The sequence below is a fragment of the Halalkalibacter hemicellulosilyticusJCM 9152 genome (assembly GCF_000513115.1).
Taxonomy (GTDB): domain Bacteria; phylum Bacillota; class Bacilli; order Bacillales; family Bacillaceae_D; genus Halalkalibacter; species Halalkalibacter hemicellulosilyticus.
In genome coordinates this window covers 92,684-119,264 of sequence record NZ_BAUU01000014.1, presented here as the reverse complement: position 1 = coordinate 119,264, position 26,581 = coordinate 92,684, and the positions used below count along the sequence as shown (strand labels likewise).

Below are 26,581 nucleotides of genomic sequence, written 5' to 3'. Positions count from 1 at the left end.
ATTAAGAGTGGACATACTTCCTAGACTTGAACACAAATTTATATAATTAGATGTTTTGTTCATTTTTTAAGAGATCAATGGATTTCATCTTCTGAAAAACCGAATTCGCCTAATTTATGCTCATCTGTATGAAAATCAGAACCTCCTGTCATTAATAACCGAAATTCTTTTGCCAACTGCTTAAATAATTGACGATGTTCTGCTAGATGATTTCGATGCCACACTTCGATTCCATCAAAAGAAAACCGAAGAAGCTCCTTTACTACATCAATATCTAAATAAACTGGATGGGCAAGTACAGCACTTCCGCCAGCTTGATGAATGAGCTCAATTCCTTGCTCAGGAGTTAACACTTTTTTGGGCAATGCACAAGGCTTACCATCTGCTAAATAATCATCAAAGACCGTTTGATAATCTTTTACATATCCTTTTTTAACGACCACTTTAGCAATATGTGGACGTGCAATCACACCATTTTCACTGAACTCAAGGACATCTTCCATCGAAATCGAAAAGCCAATTTCGTTAAATTTCTTAATAATTCGCTTCGCTCGATCCACTCGACCTTCTCTTAGCTGTACTAATGTTTCCTCAAGTGCTTCTGTTGGACGAATATTGTAACCAAGCACATCGACACTTACCCCATCATATTTCGTACTTAATTCAACGGCAGAAATCACATTCATTCTATACTTTTCTGCAGCCTTCTTCGCCTCAGTAATACCAGCTAACGTGTCATGATCAGTAATCGCAATCGTTTCAAGCCCACATTTATAAGCTTTTTTAACAATTTCAGTAGGGCTATATTCGCCATCTGAGGCTGTTGTATGCATGTGTAAATCAAATTTTGTTTGTATGGCTTTTTTTAAATCCAATGGTCCATCCTCCAATCACTATCATCTTAATAATTTATGTTTCGTTAAACATCTTGCTATAAAAATAGGCCTAAACGTATAACTGATTAGTGAACATTTACTTTTACATTTACATACGTAATTATATATCAAGGCTTATTATATAGATAATATTTATACTCATATTCATGAGAAAGAGAGGTAATTTGCCTATGACCTCTTCCACTACGAACAAACCTGGTCCAACATTTTTAATTATCGGTGCTCAGAAATGTGGTACAACTTCACTTTACAATTATTTAATTCAGCATCCACAAATTAATCCGACCAAATCAAGAAAAGAAATACACTTTTTTGATACAAATCGTTATAAAAAGGGGATTTCATGGTACAATTCACAATTCATTGACTCATCAAACAAGATAGCTGGAGAGGCAACTCCCCGTTATTTATACAAAGAAATTGTGCCCGCAAGAGTGTTCAAACACTTTCCTCAAATTAAACTTATTATTCTTTTACGAAATCCAGTAGAACGAGCATTTTCTCAATATAAGATGGAATATGAAAAGGATAAGAAAAGATTGTACATGAGGAATCATCGAGAAAAATACACGTTTGATGACATTATCCATTCTTCCTTAAGTGCCATTCAATCGCCCGACACGAACAAAAGTAAGTGGGTCGATTTTGTAGAACGGGGCATTTATAGTCAACAATTAAATAGGTGGTTACAGTATTATCCGTTTGAACAAATTCATATCATTAAAAGTGAGGATTTTTTTAGAGATCCACAGTCTAGTTATAAACTCGTTTTGAACTTTCTTGGGGTCCATGATTGGAACTTAGATAACTACAAACGATTTCAATATAGCATGACTTCCATTCAAATGAACCCTAAAACAAAAAATGAACTTGAATCTTTTTACAAGCCTTATAACGAGGAGTTAATAAATATAATAGGTCCACATTACAATTGGTAAAATACGTTCGTAATCGAGGTGAGATCATGAATCGTCTATTATATATTTCATCAGGGAAAAAAACCTTATCAGATTTAACTCCAAGTCTTACTCTCGCCTTTAAACATTTAGAAGACTCACGAAAAGGTTTTCGCTTTCAAACTCATTCACTTCTTAAAGAATCATTGGAAGCATTAGAAAAGAAATTAAAAACATTTCATCCAACTATAATCGTTATTTTTGGCCAAGATACTCACCCGGCTTTGGAATATGTTAAGCACATGAATGTCCCTATCGGATTATGGGTAGTAAATGACCCTTATCGCATATCTGATTATTACGATAAGGCAAAACAATATGATTTTATTATAACGGAAGAATCTTCATGTGTACCTTTTTATAAGAAACAGTTAAATATCCACGCCTTCCACTTTCCTTTAGGAGTAAATGAACAAAACTATTATCCAATTCCAAACGTTAACAAATGCTATGATTTCTCATTTATAGGGAATGCAACACCTAGCAGACTATCCTTCTTTGATTCATTACTAAAAAGACAGCATAGCCATACTTTCATTTTAATAGGAAAGGGATGGAATCAATTAAGACAATATAAAAGATTCCAGCATCAGATCAAATCTATGTTCATGAAGCCAAAAGATGTATGCAAAATCTACAATCAATCAAAAATCGTACTAAATCTTCATAGAAGTGATAATGACCTTAATAAAAATCCATATCAATTAAAAGCTTTAACACCAAATAACCGTACATTCGATATTTGTGCCTCTAAATCGTTTCAACTTGTATCCTATCGTGAAGGTTTAACAGATTATTTTGACTTAAATAAAGAGATTGTTTCATTTCATGATGCTCGTGATTTAACAGATAAGATCAACTATTTTATACAGAATAAGAAGAAACGCGAGCTGATTGCAAAAAATGGCTTTATTCGGACATTACAATGCCATACGTATAAACAAAGAGTAGAAACACTTTTAAATTCATTCACTGATGAATTAACTATCATTAGACCCGTTCAATAAAGGAGTGTTTGTATGAGAGTCATCCATATTACTTCAGGTGTTGATTCATTATCAAACCTTGACTTTAATATGTCTCGTGCTTATGAAAACATTAATAAAAAGGCTACACACAAAATAAATATCGTTTCAAAAGAGAAAGAAAGTATTCAAAGTCTCCTTGCAAAAGTTAAGAAATTCAAACCCGACGTTATCATTATTTTTCGAGCACCACTTCCAACAGCTTATTTATCAGCTTTTAAAAAATTACGGATCCCAATAGGAAGATGGGTTGTCGATGACCCTCACAGAATAGATAAACATGTCTTGAAATGCAAACCATATGACTTTGTCATTACACAGGAGAAAAACTGTCTTTCCGTTTATAAAAAAAACAATTTGAGAGCCATCCATGGTCCATTAGCAACGAACGAACAAGAATATTATCCAATGAAAGTAAGTGATAAATACGTCTCGGATATTTGCTTTATCGGGACTCCTTATAAAAACAGACTCGCTATTATCGATTCATTAGCTGACTTACTTCAAGAAAAAAACACAATCATCATTGGTCCTAAATGGGAACAGCTAAAAAACTACACAACTTTGAAAAATAGTATCATGAACCAGACACTCCCACCAAACGAAGTAGCAAAATATTACAACGGTGCAAAAATTGTTTTAAATTTAAACCGCCCTATTAATGATGTAGGATTAAACAAACAAAAAGTAAATGCTATCACTCCAAACAATCGCACTTTTGACATTGCAGCTTGTCAAGCTTTTCAACTGACCGCTTATTTAGAAGAATTAGAAGCTTATTATAAGATTAACGACGAAATCATTTGTTTTAATCATAAAGAGGAATTACGGGAACACATTTTATATTACTTGGAACATTCTGAAGAACGACAGCATATCGCTCAAAAAGCATATAAGCGAACACTTTTTAACCATACGTATACGATTCGCCTTGAATCGATACTTGACCGATTGCAATCATTTATAACGTAAGGGAAAAAGTCTCTTATTAAAAGGGGAGGAAATGATGAATTCGAATAAAACTGTTTCGCCTGTTATTATTGGAGGTGTAGGTGGAAGCGGAACTAGAGTTGTAGCAGAAATTTTGAAAGAGCTAGGATATTATTTAGGTCCATTAAACAAAGCAAATGACAATTTAAAATTCGCTTCTTATTTTAGACATCCAGATTGGTTTATGAAAAATATAAAAACAAACAAAAAAGCAATTTATACACGTTTGCAACGATTTGAAAAAGAAATGTTACATCAGGCTCAAAAGAGAACTACAGTCGGCTGGGGCTGGAAGAATCCCATCACTCATATTTATTTACCATTTTTAATTAATCACTTTACAGAATTAAGGTACATTCACGTTATAAGAAACGGATTAGACATGGCTTTTAGTGGTAATAAGGAACAATTAAAAAGATGGGGAGCTTTTTATCAAATAGCAAAACCTCAAAATAAAACTGAACTTGTTCAGTACTCTCTCGAATATTGGATTAAAGCAAACAGACGTGCCATAAATATAAGTCAAACTCAACTAAAAGGCCGATATATGATGATTCAATTTGAATCATTATGTGAGCACCCTAAAGAGGAATTAAACAAAATCATTTCGTTTTTAAATATTGAACCGAACAAATCCATAAATAATCTTTCATCAATTATTCAGAAACCCTCCTCCATTAACCGTTATAAAGAGCATGACATTTCGATTTTTTCTCAAAAACAAATGGATGACGTCCGAGCTCTTTTAACTGAAACGAGAGGTGAATGATAATGAAACAGCAAAAAAGTCACTTATTTTTAGTACTTTGCTTACATCGCTCTGGATCAAGTGCAACAGCCGGAGTTATGAATGAATTAGGTATCCATATGGGACGACGGTTATTAGGCTCAAGTGACTATAATGCAAAAGGGCATTTTGAAAACAGAAAATTCGTCAATTTAAACAACGCCATTTTACGTAGTGTTAATCATAGTTGGAATCAGCCTCCAAGCCGTCACATTGTTCAAACGACACCTATTACAACTGAAAAAATAATAAAACATCTTTCTACAGAAGTACAACCTTTTTGGGGGCTTAAAGACCCCCGAACACTACTAACATTGGATGTACTATTACCTGCACTCAAACAATTAGCCACGATCACATATGTTTTTATTCATCGACCACTTCAGTCCTCTATTCACTCACTTGCTAGAAGAAATCAATATCGAAAACGAAAAGCCCGTAAAATCCTTACTCCCTATTGGAATAATTTTCACCACTATCGTTATACAAGTAATATCGATAAAGAACAAATCATCGATATCGATTACGAGCAGATGATAAACGATCCAACTCCGTATGTTTATCAATTTAACTCGATATTAGGTAAAGAACGAAGCGATCATTTAAATAGCGTCATAAAATTTCTCGACCCACATTTAAAAAATTACTAACCATATTAGGAGGATGATAAAAATGGCCTCTCCTTCTTTCCTCATTATTGGTGCTCAAAAGTGTGGCACTACTTCTCTTTATCAGTATTTAATAAAGCACCCTACAATTTCACAAGCAAAAAGGAAGGAAATCCACTATTTTGATGTTTATTATGACAAAGGGACAGAATGGTATGAACAGCAATTCTCACCACTTCCAAAAGGACATATAACAGGTGAGGCAACACCACGCTATTTATTTCACAGTAAATGCCCACAACGTGTCTATCAATATAATCCTAATATGAAACTCATTCTATTATTAAGAGATCCAATAGATCGAGCTTTTTCTAACTATCAAATGGATATTCGGAATAAATCCGAGAAATTAAAAAAGAAGCATTCTTCCTCGTTTCTTTCTTTTGAAGAGACGCTTAATACAAAAAAAGGAAATAACTATTTACTAAAAGGACTATATTATTCGCAATTAAAGCAATGGTTGCGTTATTTCCCATTACATCAGTTTCACATTATTGAGAGCAATGATTTTTATCAAAAAACATCCGAGATGATGAATCTTACATTTCATTTTTTAGGAGTGAAACAAACCGATTCCATTTCATACAAAGTGTATCATCAAGGCTCCTATGCTCCACTGAATCCAAGTGTAAGAAAAAAGTTATCGTATTATTTCAAACCATATAACGAAAAGCTTTATCAATTAATAAAACGAAGGTTCGATTGGAGTTAAGAGCGTAATCGTTTTGTTTTTAGTAAATGAATCAGTTCAGTTAACCGAACAGCGTACGTATGAGCATTCATCGTACGTTTATAAGCTCGTTTGGCTATTTCTCTTCTTACATGACTATGGACTAAATAGTAATTTATTTTTTTAATTAAATCATTCAAACTTTGATATTCAATAATCTCATCCTTTTGATAGAAATCGCTTAGGGCTTTTCGATAAGATGTTAACTGAAAGGCACCACAAGCAGCAATATCAAATGTCCTATTATTCGGAGTAGCAGCCTGTATTCGAGAAGGGTTATGTTTTGAATCATAAGGGTTTCTGTGCATATTTAGAACGATTTTGGCACCATTATAGTACTTTGATGCCTCTTCTGCGCTTATTGGTTTGTTCAAAATATAGTGATTTCTTCCTAATTGATTTTGAAGTGGCTCCCACCACCTACCAATAATACGGATAGTTTCGTCGACAAAGCCGTTTCCTAATTGCTGAAGTACGCGAATACGATTGGCCATCCCTGAACCAACAAAACAAATATCAGATTGATAATCACTGTCTACTTCTTGAGGATAATAAGCAGACGGATTAACAGCCAATGGTAAATAAAAAGCCTTTATTCCTCTCTTTTTATAATAAGCAGGTGCGTTAATCTCTTGTGTCAAAATAAAGTCATAATAATAACCACGCAAAACATGTTTTTTTAGTAAGTAAGGATCATCAACAACCCATAATCCAATCGGAATCTCATGTTTCTTGAACGACTGAATCCAATCGTCTGGCAGTTGACGCTTTAGAACTAGCACAACGTCAGGTTTATTTTGTTTAATTTGATATTGTACATCTTCATTCGTACTTAGCATCGAATAAAAAAAATGAAAAGGTTCTACTCGTTTCAACCTTTCGATTTCTTTAAAACCATTTATAATATTCGGATCAAGATTGGAATACGTGTCACTGCCAGATGTAACAAATAATAGCCTCATAATTTTCTTCCTGCTCCGTATTTCGATTTGTACAGCAATCGTATTTCATCTATACAGCGTTTTGATGAGAAATAAGTTGATGATGCAAGAGCTTTTTGAACAATTTCGTATACTTGAATAACCTGGGGCGGGGCTTCATCACAACTCTTTAGCTCTTCTATAGTTGAGCTACTATGCTGCAATGAAGGACTTACAAACAATCGCATTTTTTCTTTTATCGTTTCCTGTGGTGGTTCGACACGAAGTTCTTTAGCCACTTCTTGAATTCTCAATTCCCAGTTTTGTAAAAAGTCATCATAGTCAATAATCATTCTCTGCATTCCATTTGTCCAATAGAGTGAATTTAATACATACAATAGCCAAAGTTGAAAGGAATGTTCTAACGTAAATCCATTTCGCCTTTTTAATGAATAGACGACATCAAGAGGATTTCGGACAACGATCATATAATGAATGTTCACATTTTTGTTCAAAAGTAATTCATTCCACATCGGCAATAATAGGCATGTTCTAGGGTCTTTCCAACCCCATACTTTCTTGTTTGAAAAGTCATTATCGATTATTGTAGATAGTTTACGCATAAGTGGTTCAATCTTTTTCATTTTCCACCAATTTTCTGGTAATGGTTGATTCGTATCCCATGAGCGTGATAATGATCTTAATATACGTTGTTGCGTCTGAGTAATCCCTTTATGCTCCCAAAACCCTTTTTCATTAAATTGACCGCCTTTACTTATAACCTCATTAGGGTTACCTAAATGAACGCCGAGTAGATTTATCATTCTAGTGGTCATAGAAGTGCCACTACGGTGCATTCCCAGTATACAAACGGCCTTTGATTTCTTTCCACTTAACCTCATTAAATCACACCCTTATTCATAATAAGCTTTAAATAAAGCCTACTATGTCATGCAAAGCATAGTAGGCAATGATTGAATGAATGACTTTCCAATAAATGATGATTTAACGATTTTGGGTATTCCAATCAAACCCAATTTCCTCATCATTCCACGGTATTCTTTTTTCGTCCGGATTAGCAGCATGATATGAATGTGTCGTGAAATAAATAATCGTAGCTGGTGTAGATCCTAGTACTCGATATCCATGCGCAACACCTTTTGGTATGAATAGCAATATAGGATTCTCTTCACCCATATAATAGACATCGGTCTGCCCTTTCGTGGTAGATTCGCGTAAATCATATAACACCACTTGTGCATTTCCAGATGGAAAAAACCAAAGATCATCTTGTTTTTCATGATAATGAAACGCCTTAATAACACCTGGATAGCTCATTGAAATAGAAGCTTGCCCAAAGCGATCTAATAATTGCTCGTCGTCACGGACAAGCTCAGAGAAATACCCTCTATCATCACAATGTTTAACAAGCTCTTTCACTTTGACTCCTTCTATCATAGAAGCCCCTCCCTTTGCAAATAAAGAGTTAAACCATCTTTCCAATGTCTTGGCTTTTTAATCCCTATTGTTTCTAGTTTATGAAGAGATAGCTGTGAGAATGCAGGTCTCGGAGCCTTCGCTCCAAACTCCTTCGTTGACGTTGGTTTGACTAATAACGGATCACAACCGACTTGCTGATAAATTTCTTTAGCAAACTCAAACCACGTGCAAGACCCACTATTTTGTACATGATATTTGCCATATGGCTTACCATCGAGCAACCGTTCCATCACATCAACTAGATCTTCTATATAAGTAGGAGAGCCTACTTGATCTGAAACGACGTTTACTCCTTTGCCAGCAAATGCACACTTGAGCATCGCCTCAACAAAATGAAACCCACCATGTCCATACAGCCAAGACGTTCGGACGATATAATGATTTTTTAATACCATTTCAACAAATTCTTCTCCGAGCCACTTACTTACCCCATACATACTAAGTGGATTTACTTGATCTTCTTCGGTATACGGCGCTTGCCTAAGTCCGTCAAACACATAGTCAGAGCTAATGTACATCATTGTTGCCCCTATTTCTTCACATGCTTTAGCAATGTGAAACGTTCCTACAGCATTCACTTGAAACGCTTGAGTACGTTCTTCTTCTGCTAAATCAACCTTCGTATATGCAGCTGCATGTACGACGACATCAGGCTTCAATTCAGTCAACACGTTGTGAACCATTGATTCATTTGTTACATCAAGGTCATTTTTACTAAGTGCAATCAATTCGTGAAAAGATGAGGTTCTTCGCTTTAACGCTTTACCTAATTGACCATTTGCTCCTGTGACGACATATTTCATTTTCGCTCACACCATTTTAACATCGTATGAAACCACTCCTCATTTTGAGCATACCAATTGATCGTTTTCTGCAATCCTTCTGAAAATGAATAGGTTGGTTCCCATTGAAGCTCAGTTTGTATTTTCGTTTGATCGATCGCATATCTTCGATCATGTCCTTGACGATCCTGTACATACGTAATTAAATGTTCATCTTTTCCTAAGAAGTGAAGAATCGCCTTTATAACCTCTTTATTGGATCGTTCGTTTCGACCGCCTACGTTGTAAACTTCACCGTATTGTCCTCTCTTCATGACTCGCTCGATTGCACGACAATGATCTTCTACATATAACCAGTCACGAACATTAAGACCATCACCATAAAGTGGGATAGATTGATCATGTAAGGCACATTGAATCACCTTAGGTATGAGCTTTTCTGGATGTTGATTCGGTCCATAATTATTAGAGCAACGTGTAATCATCACTGGAATTCCATACGTCTTAAAGTAGGAACGCACGAGCAAATCAGCTCCTGCTTTACTTGCTGAATACGGATTATTCGGAGATAAAGGGTGCTTTTCTGTAAATGGCTTATCCCCCTGCTGCAATGATCCATAAACCTCGTCTGTTGATACATGAATCATTTTTTTAGCCCGACCCGTTCTTACTTTTTCTAACAAGTTATGAGTTCCTTTTATGTTCGTATCTAAAAAGATGGTTGCATCATTTATACTGCGATCTACATGTGATTCAGCAGCAAAATGAACAATCCAATCATACTGTTGCTCAAAGACACGATCGACTTCAATCGCATTCGTCAAATCAGCTTGAATAAATCGATAGTTCTTATTTGCGAGGAAATCTTCTGTGTTGCTAATGTGACCTGCATATGTTAAAGCATCGATATTCGTTATCGAGACATCTTCTTTTTCTAGCATCAATCGGATAAAATGTGAACCGATGAACCCTGCTCCACCCGTTACTAGTAGCTCCATCTTCATTTGTCCTTTCTTTTCCTTGATCGTTGATACATGCGTACATTTGCTTCGTGTAATGAATAATGTGTTCCTGCATCGAGCCACCAACCTTTAAGCTCTTCATAAGTGAGCTGCTTGTTTTTAATATAAAATCGATTAATATCCGTCACTTCTAATTCTCCTCGTTCTGAAGGAATAAGCTGATCGATGAATTGAAACACTTGTTGATCGTACATATAAATTCCGACAACACAATAATTCGTTTTCGGATTGCTCGGTTTCTCGATTATTGACAGTACTTCTTTCTTTTCATTATCTATTTCCGCAATTCCAAATCTTTCTGGGTCATGTACTTCTTTCAAAAGGACCATTGCACCCTCTTTTTTCTCTTTGTATTTTTGAATAAATGGAGATAATGAATCTTCTAGCAAATTATCTCCAAGCATCACAATAAATGACTCATCCTCTACAAAACCTTTTGCTAAAGAAATGGCATCAGCTATACCACTAGCCTCTTTTTGAATTTTATATGTTAGCTTTACATCTAGTTCTTGACCATCATCAAACAATTGAATAAAATACGTTAAGCTTTCTCGATTCGTAATGATTAATATGTCATGGATTCCTGCTTCCCTTAATTTAAAAATAGACCAATAAATCATCGGTTTTGCACCAACTGGCAAGAGGTGTTTGTTCATAATAGTTGTAAATGGTCTTAAACGACTTCCCGTACCACCTGCTAGGATTACTCCTTTCAATATAACCCCTCCTTCCCATTAAAACCATTACAATTCCCTTCGTCTATTTGACACTCTCTTTTTTTATATGCTAAAAAACGCTTGACGGTTCATGACAAGCCACCCATCTAAAATCATAACGAAGGTCAAAACAACTTCAGTAGTCAAGAAAGGGATTATCTACTATTTCAAACATACAAAAAAAGGTTCCCGTTCATTTAACTACAATAAACGGAACCCTCGTTTTTTCTGATTGTTTTGAATAAACGCAATTTGTTATTTATTCTCCTTTCTTGTATCTCTATGCTTTTGAAAGCCTTTACTGTTAGGAGGGAAATACGATTGAAGAGCTGTTTTTTCATTAGTCTTATTCGATTCAAGTGCCTTGTTCATAGGAGAATTAGCAGACCACTTCGTTTTTGACTGTTGCTCTTCTTGTTGTCCTGATGAAGAAATGAGCTGCTGCAATTTCTTATAGTCAGAAGAAGAACGTTTAGCAATTGTCTGAGTGAATTCATCTGACTCTGCTTTTTCAGCCAATTCATTTTGTTTTTCAACATACTCCTCCATTTTTTCTAATTTATCCTCAATATTTCTTAATTGCTGCTCTTGATTAGAAAGTCGATCACGAACATTCCCTTCCATTTCATTCACTCTCTTTAATAGCTCCTTGTAGGAATCATTCTCAACTTTTAACTCAAGTTCTTGTTCCATTTTTTCAACCGCTTGTTGAAATGTCCATTTTTTGTCCTCGAAATCTTCCATATAAATATTCCACTGTTTTTCTAGATTCTCAATTTGTAATTCGATTTCATTTTTTAATAATTGGTGATTCTCATTTTCTTTATTACGATCATGATTATTTATTAATTCTTCTAACTGATCCATTCGTTTAAGATATTGTGTTTGATTCTCTCTTATTATCGTGAGTTCTTCCTTTAAAAGAAAATAGTCATCCACCAAGGTTCCTGCTTTTAACGATTGCAACGTTTCCTTATAATATTGGAGCTTTTGTTCCAGCTCTTCTTTAGAATATTGCATGATATTTCACCCTCTCCTTCATAATAATCGTCTCAGAAATAGCCAGCTTAAACACGGTTTTAGTTCATGTTACACCCCACATTCATGATGAAGTTAAAAAAATCAACTAAACATGTAACCATATTTATTTATATTCATATGCTACAAGTGAAAAGAAATTAATCTTACCCGGAGGTGTTTACTTCATGCATACAAAACCACCAGTAAATGGAGATGGCGAACTCCTTTGCATTAATACAGAGAAAGTATATGACTGGATTATTAACGAAGCCACATTTGACTTAACCATTGACGATATTGAGTTACCGATTGTAAATGGAGTTCAGATAACTTGTGATGATGTAGAGTCTGTCACGTGTGAAGTGGAAACAAACGATACTGAAGTACTAAACCGTGAAGATCGTCCATTTGTGATTAATGGTACACCTATTACACTTCAACTTGTCTCATTACAGAAGAATTTCGATGTGACCATTATCATCAATACGACAGCAGGTCAAACAGTAGAAGCGGGAACATTCCCTTTCACTCGTTGTGAGCAAGTCGTTCTGTGTGCACCAGAAGGTACAGACGTTAATGTCACGTATACAGATGTTGACTGCTTCGTTTGTGTATTCAATTGTGATGACGTTACTCCAGGAGTCGGAACATTAGATGTCGGTGTAACCGTTCGGTTATGTCAAAGTATTCAATCAACATTCCCGGTTACTCTTGAAATCTTTGCAGACTTCTGCGAACCAAGAGAATTATTACCAATCGTTCCATGCCCAACTCCAACTATTCCGCCACAATGTCCAGTTATATTCCCGAATAATGGTGATGATTAATCCAGCTTATGCATATTGTAAATGAGAGGAATCATCCTCTCATTTATTTTTTTTGAGGTGAGATTATGACAAAACAGCAACTTTTAAATATGATAAATGAATGGAATCATGAAACACATATATTCTTAGATCATGTGAAAGAAGTTCTTACAACACTTGAAAACCAGCAACAGCAACAAATCATTAGTTACTTCACTTATTCTCTTAACCTCTCTTCAGAATCAAAAGAAGATCACTTCATTATTGGTACTTATCATATTCATAACCTTAGTCATACATTCATGACAAACCCATATATTTGTATCAAACTAAGCGAAGATGCTCCCTTTCATTTTTCAGGTAAATATGTATACAAACCTCGTAAATTGGCGACGATTCCTCAAGGTGCTTGGGAGAAATTAAATGATCATACAAATCGGATGGAATATTGGTTAAAGCCGTTAAATGTACAGCTTATAAAACCAAATGAGATATTATCATTTTCTGATTTTAGGATAAAATGGAAAAGCACTGATTCCTATTCAGGAAGCGTGACGGGCTTTACTTATTGTGAAGAGTACAAAGAAGGCATTGCCGCTATAAACCAGCTGTTTATAAGTGGTTCATAATTGAGAGGGGCGATTATGATGACAGGACAGAAACAAGAGCTATATTTGAAATATGTAGCACGTCACATTTTAACGAGGCAAATACAGCTTTTAAAAGATGATCAACAACTAGCAAGCTCAAGCTTTGTCTATTTGGACCATAAAACATTAAACCAATTTATCACTCTATTAACGTTGTCACTTCAAAGGAATAATCACTCACCTCAAACAACACCTGAAATGAAGGAAGAGTTAGATGACGTTGTCGAACATTATGAAAAGGTTGTGGCGTCCTTAAAGAAAGAATATGACCTCATTAATAGTCAATTAGAAAAATTAATAGCCAAATAGGCACTTCTAGCTGAACAGTTACATACTTTTATGATGGGAGGTTTTAAACATGAATACAAACGATTCAATCGTACAATTACAACAAAAGCTCATTTATTATCGATCAGAGTTAACCAAATATAAAAAGAAAGTTGAACAATATGAAAATAATTATCATTATGCACAACTAAAGGAATTAAAAGAGGAAAATAAACAATTGCGTCTTGAACACAAGGAGTTAGAAAGTCAATCTGAAACAAAAGCCAATCAGTTAGAAGAACAGATAATGCGTATGTCGAATGAACACGAAAACATAAAAAAACTACTATTAGACGAAAGAATGGATCTACAACAGCAATTGGAGGAGAAGGAAACTAATTTAAATGAACTTAAAAAGAAATACGAAGTTGATCAAGAAAGAGCTATCCAACAATTACAACAACAAGCGGAAAAAAAATCGGAGAATGACAAAGAACAATTTCAAACCAAATTAGTGAAAAAAGACAGCGAAATACAACGACTCACAGCCCAATTACAACAGTCACAAAATGAGATCCAAACATTAACGGAAAAGATCGAATCCCTTGAAAAACGAAAGCTGAAGCAAGAGCCATTTTTAGCATCAGATATGATTAGTGAAACATTGGCTGACGACAAGGAAAAACAAGAATTCATCCACAATATTGAAAACTACTTTCGCTCTCTATTAGAAGAAACCTTTCAATTTGAAGAACAATTCTATTCAAAGAATTTACTTATTCATCAATTAGAAGAAAAATTAACAAACCTTAATGAGGAAATTACACAATTGGAAGATGAAATGACAGAAACGTAAAAGTAAAGAGACGGAGAAAAAAGAGTTTTTATAAACAAGAATACGAACAAATCACGGTTATGTAAATAAACCTGCTCCTGAATATACGTCGCTAAGACTTTGTCAACAAAATGAGAGGCTCGGACAAAAAATGAGAAACCGAGCACATTCACCGCTCCTGACGCTTTCCGCGGGAAGCTGTTGGGCCTCCTCGTGGAGCAAGGTGCCACTGAAAACGTACATCGGCTTTTACAATACCTTTCATTTAAGAAGCAATCTCTACACCCGTTACTCGCTCGATACGAGAAATCCATTCGTATCAAGCTTCCCAAAATAGGCAACGGTTTCTCTCATTGCTTAAGGGGCACCCAAAAAGTTAAGTTTTTAACTTTTTGGGTGCCCTCTAGCATTGCGGGGTCTCACATTTGCTTGAGGCCCGCAAGAGTCTACGCATATTTCATCCGTTACGTTTTATACATGTTCGGATTCTCAACTAAAAACTTTTGTTATATCCCACAGCCTCTTTACTTATCGTTTTGCTTTCAAACAGCACCCTGCTCTTTTTACTGGTCGTATGGTTGCATCTTGCTTCTGTGTTAAATGGCTAGACTTTTTTTTATTTCCGCGATTAATGACAACAGGTTTGTATTGTTTCACACGATTACCTCCTTATTTGTTCACATTTATACTATTCATACAATGATTGTTTTGACTTAGGCAATTGTCTACTAGTTAACATCTTTAATCTGACACCATTGACTGTATAAAAGATGCGACTCCTGCCACTGCAAAAATAAGAAAGACAATCTGAACTTGATCAACATTTACATATACAAGAACAACAAAGAGAGAACACCAGATGCCAAAGCACCAATAGCAACTTAATAATTCTCCTATCCATCTCCGTATACCTTTTCCTTTTATAACAGTTTGTTCAAATAATTGACCATTTTCGTCTTCCATATATGAAATTTCTAAAAAAGGATTGCGTAAAAAAGACGTAATGGAATCATTTACAACTAATCGAGTGATTCGAAATGTAGCAAATATCATAATAAAAAGATCCATCCACATCATATACATCCTGCTCCCTCCTTTAGCTTTTCTGTTTATATATGATAAAACACTCTTATGAGTGCGCATTAAAACATTAGTTAAAAATAAAGGTAACGTTAAGTTAAATTTAGTTAATAAATGTATTGAATCATTTGTTTGACATTGTTACAATAGAAGCAATTATACTTAATAAAAATAGGCGGTGAGGAGTTTGACAATTAAAGTAAACGAGAAAAGCTTGGAGTTTCATTTGTTTAACGATAAAGTTAGTTATATATTTCGAGTTTTAGAGAAAAGTCATCAATTAGAGCACCTTTACTATGGTAAAACCATTAAACATCGAGATTCTTATGATCATCTCATTGAACGTGAAGTAAGACCTTCCTGCAACCTTTATGAAGGGGACCACACATCCTCCTTTGAACATATAAAGCAAGAATATCCAAGTTATGGAGCGACTGATTATCGTTACCCTTCTCATATGATCACAAATGAAATAGGAAGTTCTATTACGAACTTCACTTATCAAAGCTATCGAATGATTGAAGGGAAACCGCCACTAAATGGCTTACCTTCCACGTATGTCGACGATGTCAATGAAGCTGATACTCTTGAGATCACGTTATTTGATCACATCTTAAAATGTACACTCATATTAAGCTATACCATTTATACAAATCGACCGGTTATTTGTCGACATGCACAATTCGTTAATCAAAGTCAAACGAATATTCAGTTAAATCGTGCAATGAGTACAAGCATTGACTTTCCTGATGCCAATTATGAAATGACGTATTTATCGGGGGCTTGGGCACGGGAAACCCACGTAGAAAATCAACCACTCACAAAAGGAATACAGTCCATTTATAGCTCTCGTGGTGCAAGTAGTCATATTTATAATCCTTTTTTAGCATTAAAAAGACCACACACAACTGAGCACACGGGTGAAGTATATGGATTTAGTCTTGTTTATAGCGGAAATTTCCTTGGACAAGTTGAAGTAGATACGTATCAAGTAACACGCGTGACAATGGGGATCAATCCGTTTCAATTCGCTTGGAATTTAAAGCCTAACGAATCGTTTCAAACTCCTGAATGCGTTATGGTATATAGTGATACGGGGGTAAATGGCATGAGTCAAGCATTTCATGATTTATATCGTCAACGACTCGTTCGCGGCTTCTGGCGAGATCGCGTCCGACCTATTCTCATTAACAATTGGGAGGCAACTTACTTTGATTTTGATGAAGAGAAAATACTCACTATTGCTAAAGCAGCGAAAGAGGTTGGCATTGAGTTATTTGTGCTTGATGATGGTTGGTTTGGTGAGAGGAATGATGACACGAGCTCACTTGGCGATTGGTTTGTCAACCAAAAGAAGCTTCCAAATGGTATTCCAGGATTATCGAAGAAAGTAACAGACATGGGAATGCAATTTGGACTTTGGTTTGAACCAGAAATGGTTTGTACAGATACGGAAATATTTAAGAAGCACCCTGAATGGGTTATTCAAACACCTAATCGAACAGCTTCTCACGGAAGAAATCAGTTTATATTAGACTTTGGTCGAGCCGAAGTGGTTGACTATATTTTTAAAATGATGGACGACATCCTTTCAACCTCAAATATTAGTTATATAAAATGGGATATGAATCGTTATATTACTGAACCGTACTCTAACAATCTTCATGTAGATCAGCAAGGAGAAGTCTTTCACCGCTACATATTGGGTGTATATAACCTATATGAACAATTAATTGAAAAATATCCGCACATTTTATTTGAGTCATGCGCTGGTGGCGGAGCTCGCTTTGATCCTGGAATGCTTTACTATGCTCCACAGACGTGGGCAAGTGATGATACAGACGCCGTAGAACGACTGAAAATACAATATGGGAGTTCAATGGTTTATCCATTAAATTCAATTGGTAGCCATGTGTCTGATGTTCCTAACCACCAAGTTGGTCGAATCACTCCTATTGCATCTAGAGCAAATGTGGCCTTTTTTGGAACCTTTGGCTACGAGTTAGATATTACAAATATCGATGAAGACGAAAAGATGCGTATTCTAGAACAAGTCAGCTTCTATAAGGAAAAAAGAGAACTCATTCGCACTGGTACATTTTTCAGATTATTAAATCCATTTGAATCAAATGAAGTTTCTTGGATGATTGTAGCTGCCGACCAATCTGAAGCAATTGTCGGTTATTACAAAGTATTATCTAAACCAAATGATCATTACTACCGTATTCCATTAAAAGGACTAGATCCTACTCAAAAATATGTCATTGAAGAACGTCAAACTACTCACTATGGCGATGAATTAATGAACGTCGGTATTATACTTGCAGAGAATTACACCGATCGCGCAAATGAGTTTTGGTCAAAGAAAAAAGAAGGAGACTTCTCTTCCAAGTTATTCGTTTTAAAAGCGATTAGTGATTAAACATGCAGAAACACAGCGACTTTATTTTTAGTCGCTGTGATTGAATACATTTTTTATTGAACAATACTATAGAACAAAGATAGAGCTTTCTTGCCGATTAAAAAAGTCCCAATCGCATACGCTTCAGCTTCTTCTCGTAATTGAATTCTTGTATTTGTCGCACCATCAACTACTTGAAATTGATACATACTTTCAGTAGAAGTATCTGCCGTTCTAAGAAATAATGATGCTTCTGCTAAAGCATGATTACCTCTATACATGATTTCATAAAATGAAACAAAGCCATGCATCACACCGTTATAACGATAATTCACGACAGGTACGCCACTCTCAGCAAGCCTTCTTGCGTATTCTTCTCCTTCATCACGCAAAGGGTCAAACTCTGCGGTAATAATGATCGCTGGAGGCAACCCTTCCAAATCAGCATCAAGTGGAGAAGTATATGCATGGCCCCATAACGATTCTTGAGGTGTGTATGTGTCACGCGCTCTTAACATAACACTTCTTGATAATAAATAGTAACCGCTATCATATTTATAACGCGAATCAAAATCTACATCTTGAAACGTAGTTAACGGATAGAACAATGCCTGTGACTGTATGTCTGGTCCATTCCGATCCCGCGACATCAATGAAACAACTGTTGCTATATTGCCTCCTGCACTATCACCTGCTACTGAAATATGATTTGGATCACCGCCAATAGAAAACGCATTCGTATGAGCCCAATTTAAAGCGTCATAACTGTCTTCAATAGCTGTTGGAAACGGGTAGGTTGGTGCAACTCGATATCCTACAGCAATCACAATGCTATTTGTTCGAGCTGCCAAAGCTCGAACAATGTTATCATGGGTTTCAATATCACCATAACCTTCCATAAATGCTCCACCATGATAGTAAAGAATAATCGGGTGAGAGTCACCTTCTATCGGTCGATACATTTTACTCTTAATTGTACTGCCATCACCTACAGGAATTTCAATGTATTCACGTGTAAAACGAGCCGAGCCTGAAGACGTTAAAAACTGAGGCGCTTTCATATCTGTTGTTACTAAATTTTCGTTAATCGCCTGTAAAACAACGGCTGTTTTCGGAGGTACTCGTCCTGCCTCTGTATGGGTCCAATAATGAACAATCAAAACAACTGAAAGAGCGCATACGATCAATGTTAGAGAAGATATCATGATAAAGATGCGCATTCTGTGTAAGTTTCGTTTCATCATATCCACTCCTCTCTCTTTAGTATTAGTATATCAGAAATAATTCATAATAGTGAGTTTTTCTCTCATATTTTTTCATATTTTCACACAATATTAGAATCTTTTATATACTTCAACAATATTTTCACGACAAAAAAATCACGAAAAAGATTCATTGTCTTTTCCGCGACTCTTTTATTCGGTTCAGCTTTCCCAGTTTTTCTTTATAAATAAATCCCTACCTGACTGTTCACGATCAGTCTTATATTCTTCTGGTCTTTTCTTATAAAAACCTTGATGAATATCTTCTGCTAAATAAAATATTTTAGCTGGTAGGATCTGTGTAACAATTGGTTTGTTGAACCGTTCACTATTCTCAATCTCTTCTTTCGTTTGTTGTGCTAAATTCTTTTGCTCATTCGTATGATAAAAGATCGCCGTTCTATACTGCGAACCTCGATCATGAAATTGTCCATCAGGATCAGTAGGATCAATTTGTGGCCAGTAAAGACCTAATAACTGCTCATAAGAAAACAATGACGGATCATACGTAATTTGAACAACTTCATAATGTCCTGTTTCCCCTGTTTTCACTTGTTCATAGGTTGGATTTTGTACAACGCCACCCATATAACCAGACTCAACTCTAATAATGCCTGGAAGCTCATCAAAGGGCTTAACCATGCACCAAAAACAACCACCTGCAAATGTCGCTTTCTCCATAAATATTCCTGCTTTCTCACCAAATTATTCTAACTTATAGGTTTAAGCCTAACCAACGTCACGGCGAATGCATAGGATGACAGTGCATATTAACAAAAAGGAGGAGCCCTTTTATGAATAATCCTACTTCTGCATCGGCAAACCGTCCGCAACTTGTTTCTATGGTTGATCCATTCGTCGTTCAAACGTTGCAATCAATTGTTCAATCTACCGTTGTCATTGAAACGACTCGCGGTAATTTAAGAGGCACACTATTAGATGTGAAACCAGATCATGTTGTTATTCAAGTTGGTAATCAATCTTCGTTTTTTGTTCGAATCCAAGAAATTGTTTGGGTAATGCCCTCATAAGGGCCCTACAGACTACTTTAAGAGGCTTGGACATAGCAAAATCATTAAGCTGAGAAGCCGTCCCGGCCTCTTTATTTTTGTTCATACACAAATTCAATTTCTTCGTTTTTCCGACTATACTTCACCTTAAGATGATGACCATCAAAATACCATAGATCTTCCTCTTCGATATAAAATGTTATACCTTCCACCTCTGTTTTTTCTCCTACCTTCTCTGGACTTTCCTTACTTATCCCTAACGAAAAACCACTCTGTAATGACCCACATCCTCCATATCTTGCAAAAATACGGATAAACGAATGCTCTTCACTATTTATATCGAATTCATCCTTAAACCATTGGATAGCAGGTTTCGTTACTTCAATATTCAATGATCTCACTCCCAACTTCACTTTCCATACATCATAACAATGATCGTTCTTGTTTGTCTAATCAAGCGCCTAATAAAGTTTCCTGAAGGAAACTTTATTTCCTTTGGACATATTATAAAGAAAAAGGAGTTTTAATATGAGCACAAAACAAAAAACAGTTTATTGTGCACATCTATTCACTAAACTAGGCCTTATAAATGAACAACAAAAAAAAGATATTTTAAAAACATTACACCAAAAAACTCACTAACACGTTCCAAACGTATGGTTGCTAAAAACGATGAAAGGTGACTGCAGAAGAAAGCTTCTCCTTTCTACAGTCACCTCCTATTTACGTTAATTAAGCAGGTCGTCGAGCGTTTCGACTAACTTCACAATCTCTGGTTTACTAATTTGTGCAGATGCACCAACACTTTCGCCTTTATGATAAAGATCATTCGTAATTAATGATGAAAATATAATAATAGGCAAGTGTTTAAGAGCATGAGTTTCTTTAATTCTTTTTGTTAAATGGTGGCCATCCATTTGTGGCATTTCAATATCTGTAATAACAGCGTGGATTCGTCGGTCAATATCATTTTTATTTTCTTTTGCTAACAGCTCTAAATACTCCCAAGCCATCTTTCCATTTTCAAAAAATTGTATACTGTCATAACCGGCTTCATGCAATGTGTCATGCAACAATTTTCTAAGAGTAGGTGAATCTTCAGCAACTAATATTTTTTTCTGAGAACGCATTCTCGGCCCCATTGACTTTACTTGCTCGACACTCAAGCCGGATTCTGGATTAATATCAACTACAATTTTTTCAAAATCGAGTAATAAAGGCATTTCATTTTCCATCTTAACGATTCCGATTGTTTGCGTAACCCCTTGAGATAATTCACTTGGCTTCTCAATTTGTTCCCACGAAATACGATGAATTCTTGAAACACTATGTACATGAAAGGCTACTTTTAATTGATTTAACTCAGCAATCACGAGCTTATCTTCATTTAGATTTTCTGAAGGTGGAGCATTTAATACTTTGGCTAAATCAATTACAGGAATAACCTCTTCTCGTAACCGTATGACACCTTCAACATGCTCATGCTCATTAGGAGTCTCTGTAATCGGCAAAGGATTTATAATTTCTCTTACCTTTAGGACATTTATACCGAATGTTCCTTTCCCGACTTTAAAAAGGATAATTTCTAGTTCGTTCGTTCCTGTTTCAAGCAAAATATTGCTCTTTTCCATATCCATTCCTCCATTTACCGAAACTAATTTCCTACTTATAGTTTATAGGAGAATAGATAGAATCAGCAACAATAATTTTCATAAATTTATACGAATTAATAAAGTTCGCATATGAACATAAAAAAAGAGTCCCGAAAGCTAAGGTTTCAGGACTCTTTTCTCATTAAACAAACCGTTCAATTTCACTATCTTCCTTTAAATCTTTAATGATTAAATTGAGTTCTTCTTGTTCCTTTTGACTCTTCAAGTATTGTTCAATATCCTCGCGATACTCATCTAACGTAGGAATCTCTTCACCAGCATTAGCCACTAGCTCTTCATAAGTAGCTTCAATTTCATCCTCAGTAATATCCGGCGTTGAAATCTCTTCGTCAATAAATTTAGCTCTAAGAACAAGATCAATAAAATCTTCACGCACATCATCCATTGATAAGCCTTGCTCATCTAGCATCTCATTCAACTGTGACTCTTCAATTTGCATACTATCTAGATACATCGAAATTTCTGCATCCACTTCTTCTTCGGTTGCTGTTATTCCTCGTTCTTCAGCTACTTGAATAATGAGCTCTTCATTTACTAAATGCTCTAAATTTTCTCGCTTCGCATCGTTCATATAATTCTGTGCTTCTTCAGTACTCATATCAACGCCCTGCATTAATAAGTTATTTGCTTCTTGTTGCAATAAAGCAATATATAGATCACGATCTAGTTCCTGACCATTCACCGTAGCAATTACTTCAGGAATATCCTCTTCATTAAACCCTAAATCTATATCCTGCTCAATTTCACCAGAATCTTCATTCACATCTCCGTCAACTTGTTCAGGTTCTTCATCACCACCACAAGCAACTAATATTAAAGCTAGCGCTGTTGAAAAAATGACTGTAAAAAATTTCTCCATGTACATTTCATCCCTTCTTTAAATTCTATCGCAAGTGTAACATACGTCATCATTCGGTTTCATACTCGTTCAACGGTTGTCATTCTTCTGAGATCAAAAATTGAAAAAAACTAAAACATTTCCTTGCCTTTAAACGCGATGAAACCAATATTGGCGTCAACTAACATCGAGACGTATCAAAAAATATGTAAAAATAAGGTTCAATGATTATTTAATCAATGAACCTTATTGAAACCGTTGTATTTTCCTACGAAAGAAGAAAATGCTTCATGTTCCTATAAAATAATTTCTCTAAAAATGAAGAAGAAAACTTTTTTTCAAGCTCTTCACCTAGTTGGTAAAAGTGACCACTATGTTCTAAACCACTAACATAAGATGAAATTCCATCAAAATCAGACCCAAATCCAATATGATTCGCTGCACCAAGCGAGCAAAAATAATTAATCTGCTCGATAATATGTACTATCGATGCATGCCCGTCGTCTGCTAAAAATAAGGGATGAAAGACAATCCCAATATATCCGCCCTTCTTTATTAATGCATTAATCTGATCATCAGCTAAATTCCGTCTATGATTACATAACCGTTTCGCATTTGAATGACTTGCAATAGGTTTATGAGCTAACTCAATGACATCCCAAAATCCTGCTATACTTAAATGAGAAACGTCCGTTAACATTTTGTTTTCATTAATAAAGTGGACAATTTCTTTACCAAAGTTCGTCAATCCACCCCCACGTTCTTCGCCAACTCCATCAGCTGCTAAATTGGCTTGATTCCAAGTTAAACCGACAGATAATACACCAAGATGTCGCAATATCGATAACTTAACGAGGTCATCTCCAATGGCATCAACACCTTCCAATGTCAATACTGCTCCGATCTCATCTGGTTGGATATCATTTATTTCCTGCCAATATTTTATATGCTTCATTTTTGGTTGAGTTAAGACTTGATTGTAAAAATGATCCACCTGCTCTAAAACGACTTGAAATTTATGATCTTGCTTGATCCAAGGTTCAACAAAAATCGCAAAAAATTGTACCTTCACATTCCCTTGTCTTAACCTTTCATAGTTTGCATCGATCTCTTTTGAGTTTCGAAAGCTTCGCAACGGTTGTTCCCATAGCTTTAATAGGGCATCACAATGACTATCAGCCACTTCATAATTCATCAGTTACCCCCACCTTTCCTTTTATGAAACAATCACCTTTCGTTAAATGACACATACATATAAAAGTAGCTACTACTCAACAATGAGGTGAACATCATGTCTGAAAATCATCCTTGGTTCCAGAAGCTCCCACAAGGATACCAAGACTTTTTACAATCAATCGATGACTTTTTCCAACAAACCTACTCTTCTTTGCCAGATCACTCTCTATTTCAACCAACATTTCCCGTTTATATATCTGAAGAAAATCAACAATGGCGTGCAGATGTGGAATTACCCGGTGTAAAGAAAAGTCAAATTAAATTAGACATATACAACCAATCAATTCGGATTCAAGTAATTGAACAGGAACAAACCGTAATCAATGATGAGCAAGCCGGTCGTACCGAACAGTACGCAGCTAAGAGTGTACGTGAACGCATTCTTTATGTTCCATTCACATTTCACGAAAAGGATGTAAAAGCATCCTATACGAATGGCCTACTTACCATTCAAATCCCACACAATCGAAAACAAATTACGATTGAATAGGAGGAATACTTGTATGTTTCAAATGAAATCACCATATTACGAGCAGCAACCTAGACCTTATCACCCTGTTATCCATCCATTCCCACAGCATATGCCAAACGGAAGGATCCCATTTCAACAAAGGCGTCAGCAACCTTTTCAACAACCTTTTCAACAGCCCTATCACCAACATATGCAGCAACAGCCAAACGCTTCACCGAAAAAAACGTCGTTCGTAAAATCGATATTTATGAATGAAGAAGGCAAATTTGATATGAACCGTACCGTTCAAACCGTTGATCAAGTAGTTAAGACCGTTAACCAAGTGAGTCCGATTATCAAGCAAGTCGGCGGTCTATTTCTAAAGAAGTAACAAAACACACCACCTACGTTAGTGAAATACTTTTCGTAGGTGGTGTTACAATAAATAATTATTCACACTGATTTTAACGATAAACCATATGCTAACGTTTGATTTGTATTAACCATTTTCAAACCTTGAGAAGGAACATAATCAATCTTAATATACTTCCCTATTTCCTCTATCGCCTTTTTATTATAAATAAAAGGAAGTTCATTTAACATACTTTCATGATCATCTTCATTTTTATGATCTAACACAATATCATAGGCAACCATCGTACTGCACTCAAATGTGTCATAAGCGCGAACCCGAATTTTTTTACCTTCTAACGATGTTTGTTTGAAAAAGTCAATAGCAGATGGAGTTACTTGTATATCCATCATCAAAACCTCCTATTCTATCATTATGAGACTGCTTCTTTTTTAATTTCTACTCTAGCATCATAAAACCGTTTAAATATAATTAATGAGCCAGTTCCAAATAATGCACTAATGGACATGAAAAAGTAAAGCTGATTCATTGACGTTATATCAATGAGATACCCGCCTAATAGCGAGCCAATGATACCTGAAAGTCCAAAGACAATTGTAATGAATAAAACGTGTCCAGTCGCTTGTAAGTGCTTCGGAATTAAGAAGTTTACAAATTGGAATGCAGTTAAATATAGTAAACCAAAGGTCACACCATGTAATGCTTGTAGTGGGAGTAATATCCACGGCTCACTCAATAAGCTTAACATAAACCAGCGACACACATAAATAAAACCTGCAATGATAACAAAGGTTAGTGGTGACCACTTTCTAAACCAATAAGCACTTGTAGCGAAAACGATCGCTTCTGTTGAGACTCCAATAAACCACGCCCATCCTATCATTGCCTCAGGTCCACCAAGTTCAACAATATACAAGCCTAAATACGTATCATTTGCACGATGAGTAACCGAAATGAAGAGAACACAGCCTAAAAAAAACAGAAGGGCAGGGTTCATGCTTAACTTGAAGGCATCAATGACTGTAACGGGTTTGTTCGTTTGCGGAGCATCTTGAATGTTTAAAGCAAAGAAAAACGATACAATAGCCATTGTCAGCATAGGGTACATAATATTTTCAACACCAACAATGCTTAATAAATAGCCCGTAAGTAAAGAAGTAATTCCAAACCCTAACGAACCCCACATACGAATTCTTCCAAAGCTAATTCGTTGTGAGTAGGCCGTTTGCTGTGCCAAAGAATCACCTAATGCAGTTGTCGGTGAAATAAAAAGAAAAAGAACAAACATTAAAACCATAAATCCTAAAAAAGAATCAATAAACAGAAACATCATAGCCGATACGATTACACCTACAATAGCAACAAGAAGCATCCGTTTAATGCTTTTATATTTATCACTCATATATCCCCAAAACGGCTGTGCTATAATAGTCGCTAATGGACCAATAGCCATTAATAATCCAACCTGAGAGCTTGATAAACCCTCCGCTTGAAAATAGACCGGAATATACCCAACAATAATGGTCATCGTAGAATGGATAAAGAATAAATAGGCCATTAAACGATACGCTGATTTCTCATGCAAAAAAAACTCTCCCCTCTTACCAGGCACTGAAAAGGTTGATTTTTAACTTTTTTGTGCCCTTTAACCCACAGCAACTCAAATCTTTTTCTTTTGAATCGACTT

General features: G+C 35.6%; 32 protein-coding genes. 14 read left to right on the top strand and 18 right to left on the bottom strand.

Annotated elements, in window-relative coordinates:
* Positions 1-74 precede the first annotated feature (74 nt).
* A complete protein-coding gene (locus tag JCM9152_RS10700) occupies positions 75-875 on the bottom strand; it encodes a PHP domain-containing protein (protein ID WP_035344031.1) in 801 nt (266 codons plus the stop codon).
* A gap of 191 nt (positions 876-1,066) precedes the next feature.
* Here JCM9152_RS10700 and JCM9152_RS10695 point away from each other — a divergent pair, with 191 nt between their 5' ends.
* The 6 genes from JCM9152_RS10695 to JCM9152_RS10670 are packed head-to-tail and all read left to right on the top strand — an operon-like array spanning position 1,067 to position 6,034.
* Entirely contained in the window at positions 1,067-1,834 is a 768-nt protein-coding gene (locus tag JCM9152_RS10695; RefSeq protein ID WP_035344029.1) for a sulfotransferase family protein, read from the top strand.
* 26 nt (positions 1,835-1,860) lie between these two features.
* The gene (locus JCM9152_RS10690; RefSeq protein WP_148296477.1) at positions 1,861-2,859 is read left to right on the top strand and encodes a CgeB family protein; all 999 of its coding nucleotides are present in this window, start codon (positions 1,861-1,863) and stop codon (positions 2,857-2,859) included.
* Between the two features lie 12 nt (positions 2,860-2,871).
* Positions 2,872-3,849 (top strand): CgeB family protein, encoded by a 978-nt coding sequence (locus tag JCM9152_RS10685; protein ID WP_035344025.1) that lies wholly within the window; start codon positions 2,872-2,874, stop codon positions 3,847-3,849.
* Between the two features lie 34 nt (positions 3,850-3,883).
* Positions 3,884-4,636 carry a sulfotransferase family protein gene (locus tag JCM9152_RS10680; RefSeq protein WP_035344023.1) on the top strand — a complete coding sequence of 251 codons (753 nt, stop codon included), beginning with the start codon at positions 3,884-3,886 and terminating at the stop codon, positions 4,634-4,636.
* Positions 4,637-4,638: 2 nt separating this feature from the next.
* A complete protein-coding gene (locus tag JCM9152_RS10675; protein ID WP_035344021.1) occupies positions 4,639-5,304 on the top strand; it encodes a sulfotransferase family protein in 666 nt (221 codons plus the stop codon).
* A 22-nt stretch (positions 5,305-5,326) separates the two neighbouring features.
* Positions 5,327-6,034 carry a sulfotransferase domain-containing protein gene (locus tag JCM9152_RS10670; RefSeq protein WP_052015841.1) on the top strand — a complete coding sequence of 236 codons (708 nt, stop codon included), beginning with the start codon at positions 5,327-5,329 and terminating at the stop codon, positions 6,032-6,034.
* Here the strand turns inward: JCM9152_RS10670 and JCM9152_RS10665 are convergent.
* The 7 genes from JCM9152_RS10665 to JCM9152_RS10635 all read right to left on the bottom strand — a co-directional run bounded on the left by JCM9152_RS10665 (position 6,031) and on the right by JCM9152_RS10635 (position 12,012).
* Positions 6,031-7,014 carry a CgeB family protein gene (locus JCM9152_RS10665; protein WP_035344017.1) on the bottom strand — a complete coding sequence of 328 codons (984 nt, stop codon included), beginning with the start codon at positions 7,012-7,014 and terminating at the stop codon, positions 6,031-6,033. The two genes, JCM9152_RS10670 and JCM9152_RS10665, sit on opposite strands and share 4 nt — an antisense overlap.
* Positions 7,011-7,874: a sulfotransferase family protein gene (locus JCM9152_RS10660; RefSeq protein ID WP_148296476.1), complete on the bottom strand. Its 864-nt coding sequence runs from the start codon at positions 7,872-7,874 to the stop codon at positions 7,011-7,013. The genes JCM9152_RS10665 and JCM9152_RS10660 overlap by 4 nt, the downstream gene beginning before the upstream one ends.
* Positions 7,875-7,977: 103 nt before the next feature.
* Positions 7,978-8,430, bottom strand: a complete 453-nt coding sequence (locus JCM9152_RS10655; protein ID WP_035344013.1) for a dTDP-4-dehydrorhamnose 3,5-epimerase family protein — start codon at positions 8,428-8,430, stop codon at positions 7,978-7,980.
* Positions 8,427-9,275, bottom strand: coding sequence for a dTDP-4-dehydrorhamnose reductase (rfbD, locus tag JCM9152_RS10650; RefSeq protein WP_035344011.1), 849 nt, complete (start codon positions 9,273-9,275; stop codon positions 8,427-8,429). The genes JCM9152_RS10655 and rfbD overlap by 4 nt, the downstream gene beginning before the upstream one ends.
* Complete coding sequence (gene rfbB / locus JCM9152_RS10645) at positions 9,272-10,252, bottom strand: dTDP-glucose 4,6-dehydratase (RefSeq protein ID WP_035344062.1); 981 nt, start codon at positions 10,250-10,252, stop codon at positions 9,272-9,274. The genes rfbD and rfbB overlap by 4 nt, the downstream gene beginning before the upstream one ends.
* 2 nt (positions 10,253-10,254) lie before the next feature.
* Positions 10,255-10,992 carry a sugar phosphate nucleotidyltransferase gene (locus JCM9152_RS10640; protein ID WP_035344009.1) on the bottom strand — a complete coding sequence of 246 codons (738 nt, stop codon included), beginning with the start codon at positions 10,990-10,992 and terminating at the stop codon, positions 10,255-10,257.
* 255 nt (positions 10,993-11,247) lie between these two features.
* On the bottom strand, positions 11,248-12,012 hold the full coding sequence (locus JCM9152_RS10635) for an AAA family ATPase (protein WP_035344007.1): 765 nt from the start codon (positions 12,010-12,012) through the stop codon (positions 11,248-11,250).
* A 185-nt stretch (positions 12,013-12,197) separates the two neighbouring features.
* On the opposite strand from JCM9152_RS10635, the gene JCM9152_RS10630 reads away from it, so the two are divergent.
* From JCM9152_RS10630 to JCM9152_RS10615, 4 genes are all read left to right on the top strand, one after another.
* Complete coding sequence (locus tag JCM9152_RS10630; protein WP_035344005.1) at positions 12,198-12,839, top strand: BMQ_0737 family morphogenetic spore coat protein; 642 nt, start codon at positions 12,198-12,200, stop codon at positions 12,837-12,839.
* Positions 12,840-12,904: 65 nt separating this feature from the next.
* The gene (locus JCM9152_RS10625) at positions 12,905-13,447 is read left to right on the top strand and encodes a hypothetical protein (RefSeq protein WP_052015839.1); all 543 of its coding nucleotides are present in this window, start codon (positions 12,905-12,907) and stop codon (positions 13,445-13,447) included.
* A gap of 18 nt (positions 13,448-13,465) precedes the next feature.
* Entirely contained in the window at positions 13,466-13,777 is a 312-nt protein-coding gene (locus JCM9152_RS10620) for a hypothetical protein (RefSeq protein WP_148296475.1), read from the top strand.
* Positions 13,778-13,826: 49 nt separating this feature from the next.
* A complete protein-coding gene (locus JCM9152_RS10615; protein WP_035344001.1) occupies positions 13,827-14,591 on the top strand; it encodes a coiled-coil domain-containing protein in 765 nt (254 codons plus the stop codon).
* 507 nt (positions 14,592-15,098) lie between these two features.
* Here the strand turns inward: JCM9152_RS10615 and JCM9152_RS23680 are convergent.
* Both JCM9152_RS23680 and JCM9152_RS10610 read right to left on the bottom strand, forming a co-directional pair.
* A complete protein-coding gene (locus JCM9152_RS23680; RefSeq protein ID WP_268870719.1) occupies positions 15,099-15,227 on the bottom strand; it encodes a hypothetical protein in 129 nt (42 codons plus the stop codon).
* A gap of 84 nt (positions 15,228-15,311) precedes the next feature.
* A complete protein-coding gene (locus JCM9152_RS10610; protein ID WP_035344000.1) occupies positions 15,312-15,653 on the bottom strand; it encodes a DUF1360 domain-containing protein in 342 nt (113 codons plus the stop codon).
* A gap of 184 nt (positions 15,654-15,837) precedes the next feature.
* On the opposite strand from JCM9152_RS10610, the gene JCM9152_RS10605 reads away from it, so the two are divergent.
* The gene (locus JCM9152_RS10605; RefSeq protein WP_035343998.1) at positions 15,838-18,072 is read left to right on the top strand and encodes an alpha-galactosidase; all 2,235 of its coding nucleotides are present in this window, start codon (positions 15,838-15,840) and stop codon (positions 18,070-18,072) included.
* A gap of 53 nt (positions 18,073-18,125) precedes the next feature.
* On the opposite strand, the gene JCM9152_RS10600 is transcribed toward JCM9152_RS10605, so the two are convergent.
* Both JCM9152_RS10600 and msrA read right to left on the bottom strand, forming a co-directional pair.
* Positions 18,126-19,292: an alpha/beta hydrolase gene (locus tag JCM9152_RS10600; protein ID WP_081727992.1), complete on the bottom strand. Its 1,167-nt coding sequence runs from the start codon at positions 19,290-19,292 to the stop codon at positions 18,126-18,128.
* Between the two features lie 183 nt (positions 19,293-19,475).
* A complete protein-coding gene (gene msrA / locus JCM9152_RS10595) occupies positions 19,476-19,994 on the bottom strand; it encodes a peptide-methionine (S)-S-oxide reductase MsrA (protein WP_035343994.1) in 519 nt (172 codons plus the stop codon).
* 113 nt (positions 19,995-20,107) lie between these two features.
* Between msrA and JCM9152_RS10590 the strand changes: the two genes are divergently transcribed.
* The gene (locus JCM9152_RS10590; protein WP_035343992.1) at positions 20,108-20,344 is read left to right on the top strand and encodes a YuzF family protein; all 237 of its coding nucleotides are present in this window, start codon (positions 20,108-20,110) and stop codon (positions 20,342-20,344) included.
* Between the two features lie 71 nt (positions 20,345-20,415).
* Here JCM9152_RS10590 and JCM9152_RS10585 read toward each other — a convergent pair whose 3' ends face one another.
* The 4 genes from JCM9152_RS10585 to JCM9152_RS10570 all read right to left on the bottom strand — a co-directional run bounded on the left by JCM9152_RS10585 (position 20,416) and on the right by JCM9152_RS10570 (position 24,029).
* A complete protein-coding gene (locus tag JCM9152_RS10585; protein ID WP_035343990.1) occupies positions 20,416-20,715 on the bottom strand; it encodes a HesB/YadR/YfhF family protein in 300 nt (99 codons plus the stop codon).
* A 336-nt stretch (positions 20,716-21,051) separates the two neighbouring features.
* Positions 21,052-21,960, bottom strand: coding sequence for a chemotaxis protein (locus JCM9152_RS10580; protein ID WP_035343989.1), 909 nt, complete (start codon positions 21,958-21,960; stop codon positions 21,052-21,054).
* A gap of 157 nt (positions 21,961-22,117) precedes the next feature.
* A complete protein-coding gene (locus tag JCM9152_RS10575) occupies positions 22,118-22,855 on the bottom strand; it encodes a SurA N-terminal domain-containing protein (protein WP_035343987.1) in 738 nt (245 codons plus the stop codon).
* Positions 22,856-23,102: 247 nt separating this feature from the next.
* Complete coding sequence (locus JCM9152_RS10570) at positions 23,103-24,029, bottom strand: dipeptidase (RefSeq protein ID WP_035343985.1); 927 nt, start codon at positions 24,027-24,029, stop codon at positions 23,103-23,105.
* 96 nt (positions 24,030-24,125) lie between these two features.
* Between JCM9152_RS10570 and JCM9152_RS10565 the strand changes: the two genes are divergently transcribed.
* Together JCM9152_RS10565 and JCM9152_RS10560 are read left to right on the top strand one after the other, a co-directional pair.
* On the top strand, positions 24,126-24,560 hold the full coding sequence (locus tag JCM9152_RS10565) for an Hsp20/alpha crystallin family protein (RefSeq protein ID WP_035343983.1): 435 nt from the start codon (positions 24,126-24,128) through the stop codon (positions 24,558-24,560).
* Positions 24,561-24,573: 13 nt separating this feature from the next.
* Complete coding sequence (locus tag JCM9152_RS10560; protein ID WP_035343981.1) at positions 24,574-24,912, top strand: YppG family protein; 339 nt, start codon at positions 24,574-24,576, stop codon at positions 24,910-24,912.
* Positions 24,913-24,974: 62 nt separating this feature from the next.
* On the opposite strand, the gene JCM9152_RS10555 is transcribed toward JCM9152_RS10560, so the two are convergent.
* Together JCM9152_RS10555 and JCM9152_RS10550 are read right to left on the bottom strand one after the other, a co-directional pair.
* A complete protein-coding gene (locus JCM9152_RS10555) occupies positions 24,975-25,283 on the bottom strand; it encodes an iron-sulfur cluster biosynthesis family protein (protein ID WP_148296474.1) in 309 nt (102 codons plus the stop codon).
* 23 nt (positions 25,284-25,306) lie between these two features.
* On the bottom strand, positions 25,307-26,479 hold the full coding sequence (locus JCM9152_RS10550; RefSeq protein ID WP_235715686.1) for an MFS transporter: 1,173 nt from the start codon (positions 26,477-26,479) through the stop codon (positions 25,307-25,309).
* Positions 26,480-26,581 lie beyond the last annotated feature (102 nt).

Excerpts from the sequence above, each read along its gene's own strand:
- JCM9152_RS10570 (WP_035343985.1), bottom strand. The coding sequence starts at position 24,029 with ATGAATTATGAAGTGGCTGATAGTCATTGTGATGCCCTATTAAAGCTA.
- JCM9152_RS10675 (WP_035344021.1), top strand. The coding sequence starts at position 4,639 with ATGAAACAGCAAAAAAGTCACTTATTTTTAGTACTTTGCTTACATCGC.
- JCM9152_RS10560 (WP_035343981.1), top strand. The coding sequence starts at position 24,574 with ATGTTTCAAATGAAATCACCATATTACGAGCAGCAACCTAGACCTTAT.
- JCM9152_RS10670 (WP_052015841.1), top strand. The coding sequence starts at position 5,327 with ATGGCCTCTCCTTCTTTCCTCATTATTGGTGCTCAAAAGTGTGGCACT.
- JCM9152_RS10555 (WP_148296474.1), bottom strand. The coding sequence starts at position 25,283 with ATGGATATACAAGTAACTCCATCTGCTATTGACTTTTTCAAACAAACA.
- JCM9152_RS10565 (WP_035343983.1), top strand. The coding sequence starts at position 24,126 with ATGTCTGAAAATCATCCTTGGTTCCAGAAGCTCCCACAAGGATACCAA.
- JCM9152_RS10615 (WP_035344001.1), top strand. The coding sequence starts at position 13,827 with ATGAATACAAACGATTCAATCGTACAATTACAACAAAAGCTCATTTAT.
- rfbB (WP_035344062.1), bottom strand. The coding sequence starts at position 10,252 with ATGGAGCTACTAGTAACGGGTGGAGCAGGGTTCATCGGTTCACATTTT.
- JCM9152_RS10610 (WP_035344000.1), bottom strand. The coding sequence starts at position 15,653 with ATGTATATGATGTGGATGGATCTTTTTATTATGATATTTGCTACATTT.
- JCM9152_RS10630 (WP_035344005.1), top strand. The coding sequence starts at position 12,198 with ATGCATACAAAACCACCAGTAAATGGAGATGGCGAACTCCTTTGCATT.
- JCM9152_RS10685 (WP_035344025.1), top strand. The coding sequence starts at position 2,872 with ATGAGAGTCATCCATATTACTTCAGGTGTTGATTCATTATCAAACCTT.
- JCM9152_RS10680 (WP_035344023.1), top strand. The coding sequence starts at position 3,884 with ATGAATTCGAATAAAACTGTTTCGCCTGTTATTATTGGAGGTGTAGGT.
- JCM9152_RS10655 (WP_035344013.1), bottom strand. The coding sequence starts at position 8,430 with ATGATAGAAGGAGTCAAAGTGAAAGAGCTTGTTAAACATTGTGATGAT.
- JCM9152_RS10575 (WP_035343987.1), bottom strand. The coding sequence starts at position 22,855 with ATGGAGAAATTTTTTACAGTCATTTTTTCAACAGCGCTAGCTTTAATA.
- JCM9152_RS10625 (WP_052015839.1), top strand. The coding sequence starts at position 12,905 with ATGACAAAACAGCAACTTTTAAATATGATAAATGAATGGAATCATGAA.
- rfbD (WP_035344011.1), bottom strand. The coding sequence starts at position 9,275 with ATGAAATATGTCGTCACAGGAGCAAATGGTCAATTAGGTAAAGCGTTA.
- JCM9152_RS10600 (WP_081727992.1), bottom strand. The coding sequence starts at position 19,292 with ATGAAACGAAACTTACACAGAATGCGCATCTTTATCATGATATCTTCT.
- JCM9152_RS10620 (WP_148296475.1), top strand. The coding sequence starts at position 13,466 with ATGACAGGACAGAAACAAGAGCTATATTTGAAATATGTAGCACGTCAC.
- JCM9152_RS10690 (WP_148296477.1), top strand. The coding sequence starts at position 1,861 with ATGAATCGTCTATTATATATTTCATCAGGGAAAAAAACCTTATCAGAT.
- JCM9152_RS10660 (WP_148296476.1), bottom strand. The coding sequence starts at position 7,874 with ATGAGGTTAAGTGGAAAGAAATCAAAGGCCGTTTGTATACTGGGAATG.
- msrA (WP_035343994.1), bottom strand. The coding sequence starts at position 19,994 with ATGGAGAAAGCGACATTTGCAGGTGGTTGTTTTTGGTGCATGGTTAAG.
- JCM9152_RS10665 (WP_035344017.1), bottom strand. The coding sequence starts at position 7,014 with ATGAGGCTATTATTTGTTACATCTGGCAGTGACACGTATTCCAATCTT.
- JCM9152_RS10580 (WP_035343989.1), bottom strand. The coding sequence starts at position 21,960 with ATGGATATGGAAAAGAGCAATATTTTGCTTGAAACAGGAACGAACGAA.
- JCM9152_RS10590 (WP_035343992.1), top strand. The coding sequence starts at position 20,108 with ATGAATAATCCTACTTCTGCATCGGCAAACCGTCCGCAACTTGTTTCT.
- JCM9152_RS10695 (WP_035344029.1), top strand. The coding sequence starts at position 1,067 with ATGACCTCTTCCACTACGAACAAACCTGGTCCAACATTTTTAATTATC.
- JCM9152_RS10635 (WP_035344007.1), bottom strand. The coding sequence starts at position 12,012 with ATGCAATATTCTAAAGAAGAGCTGGAACAAAAGCTCCAATATTATAAG.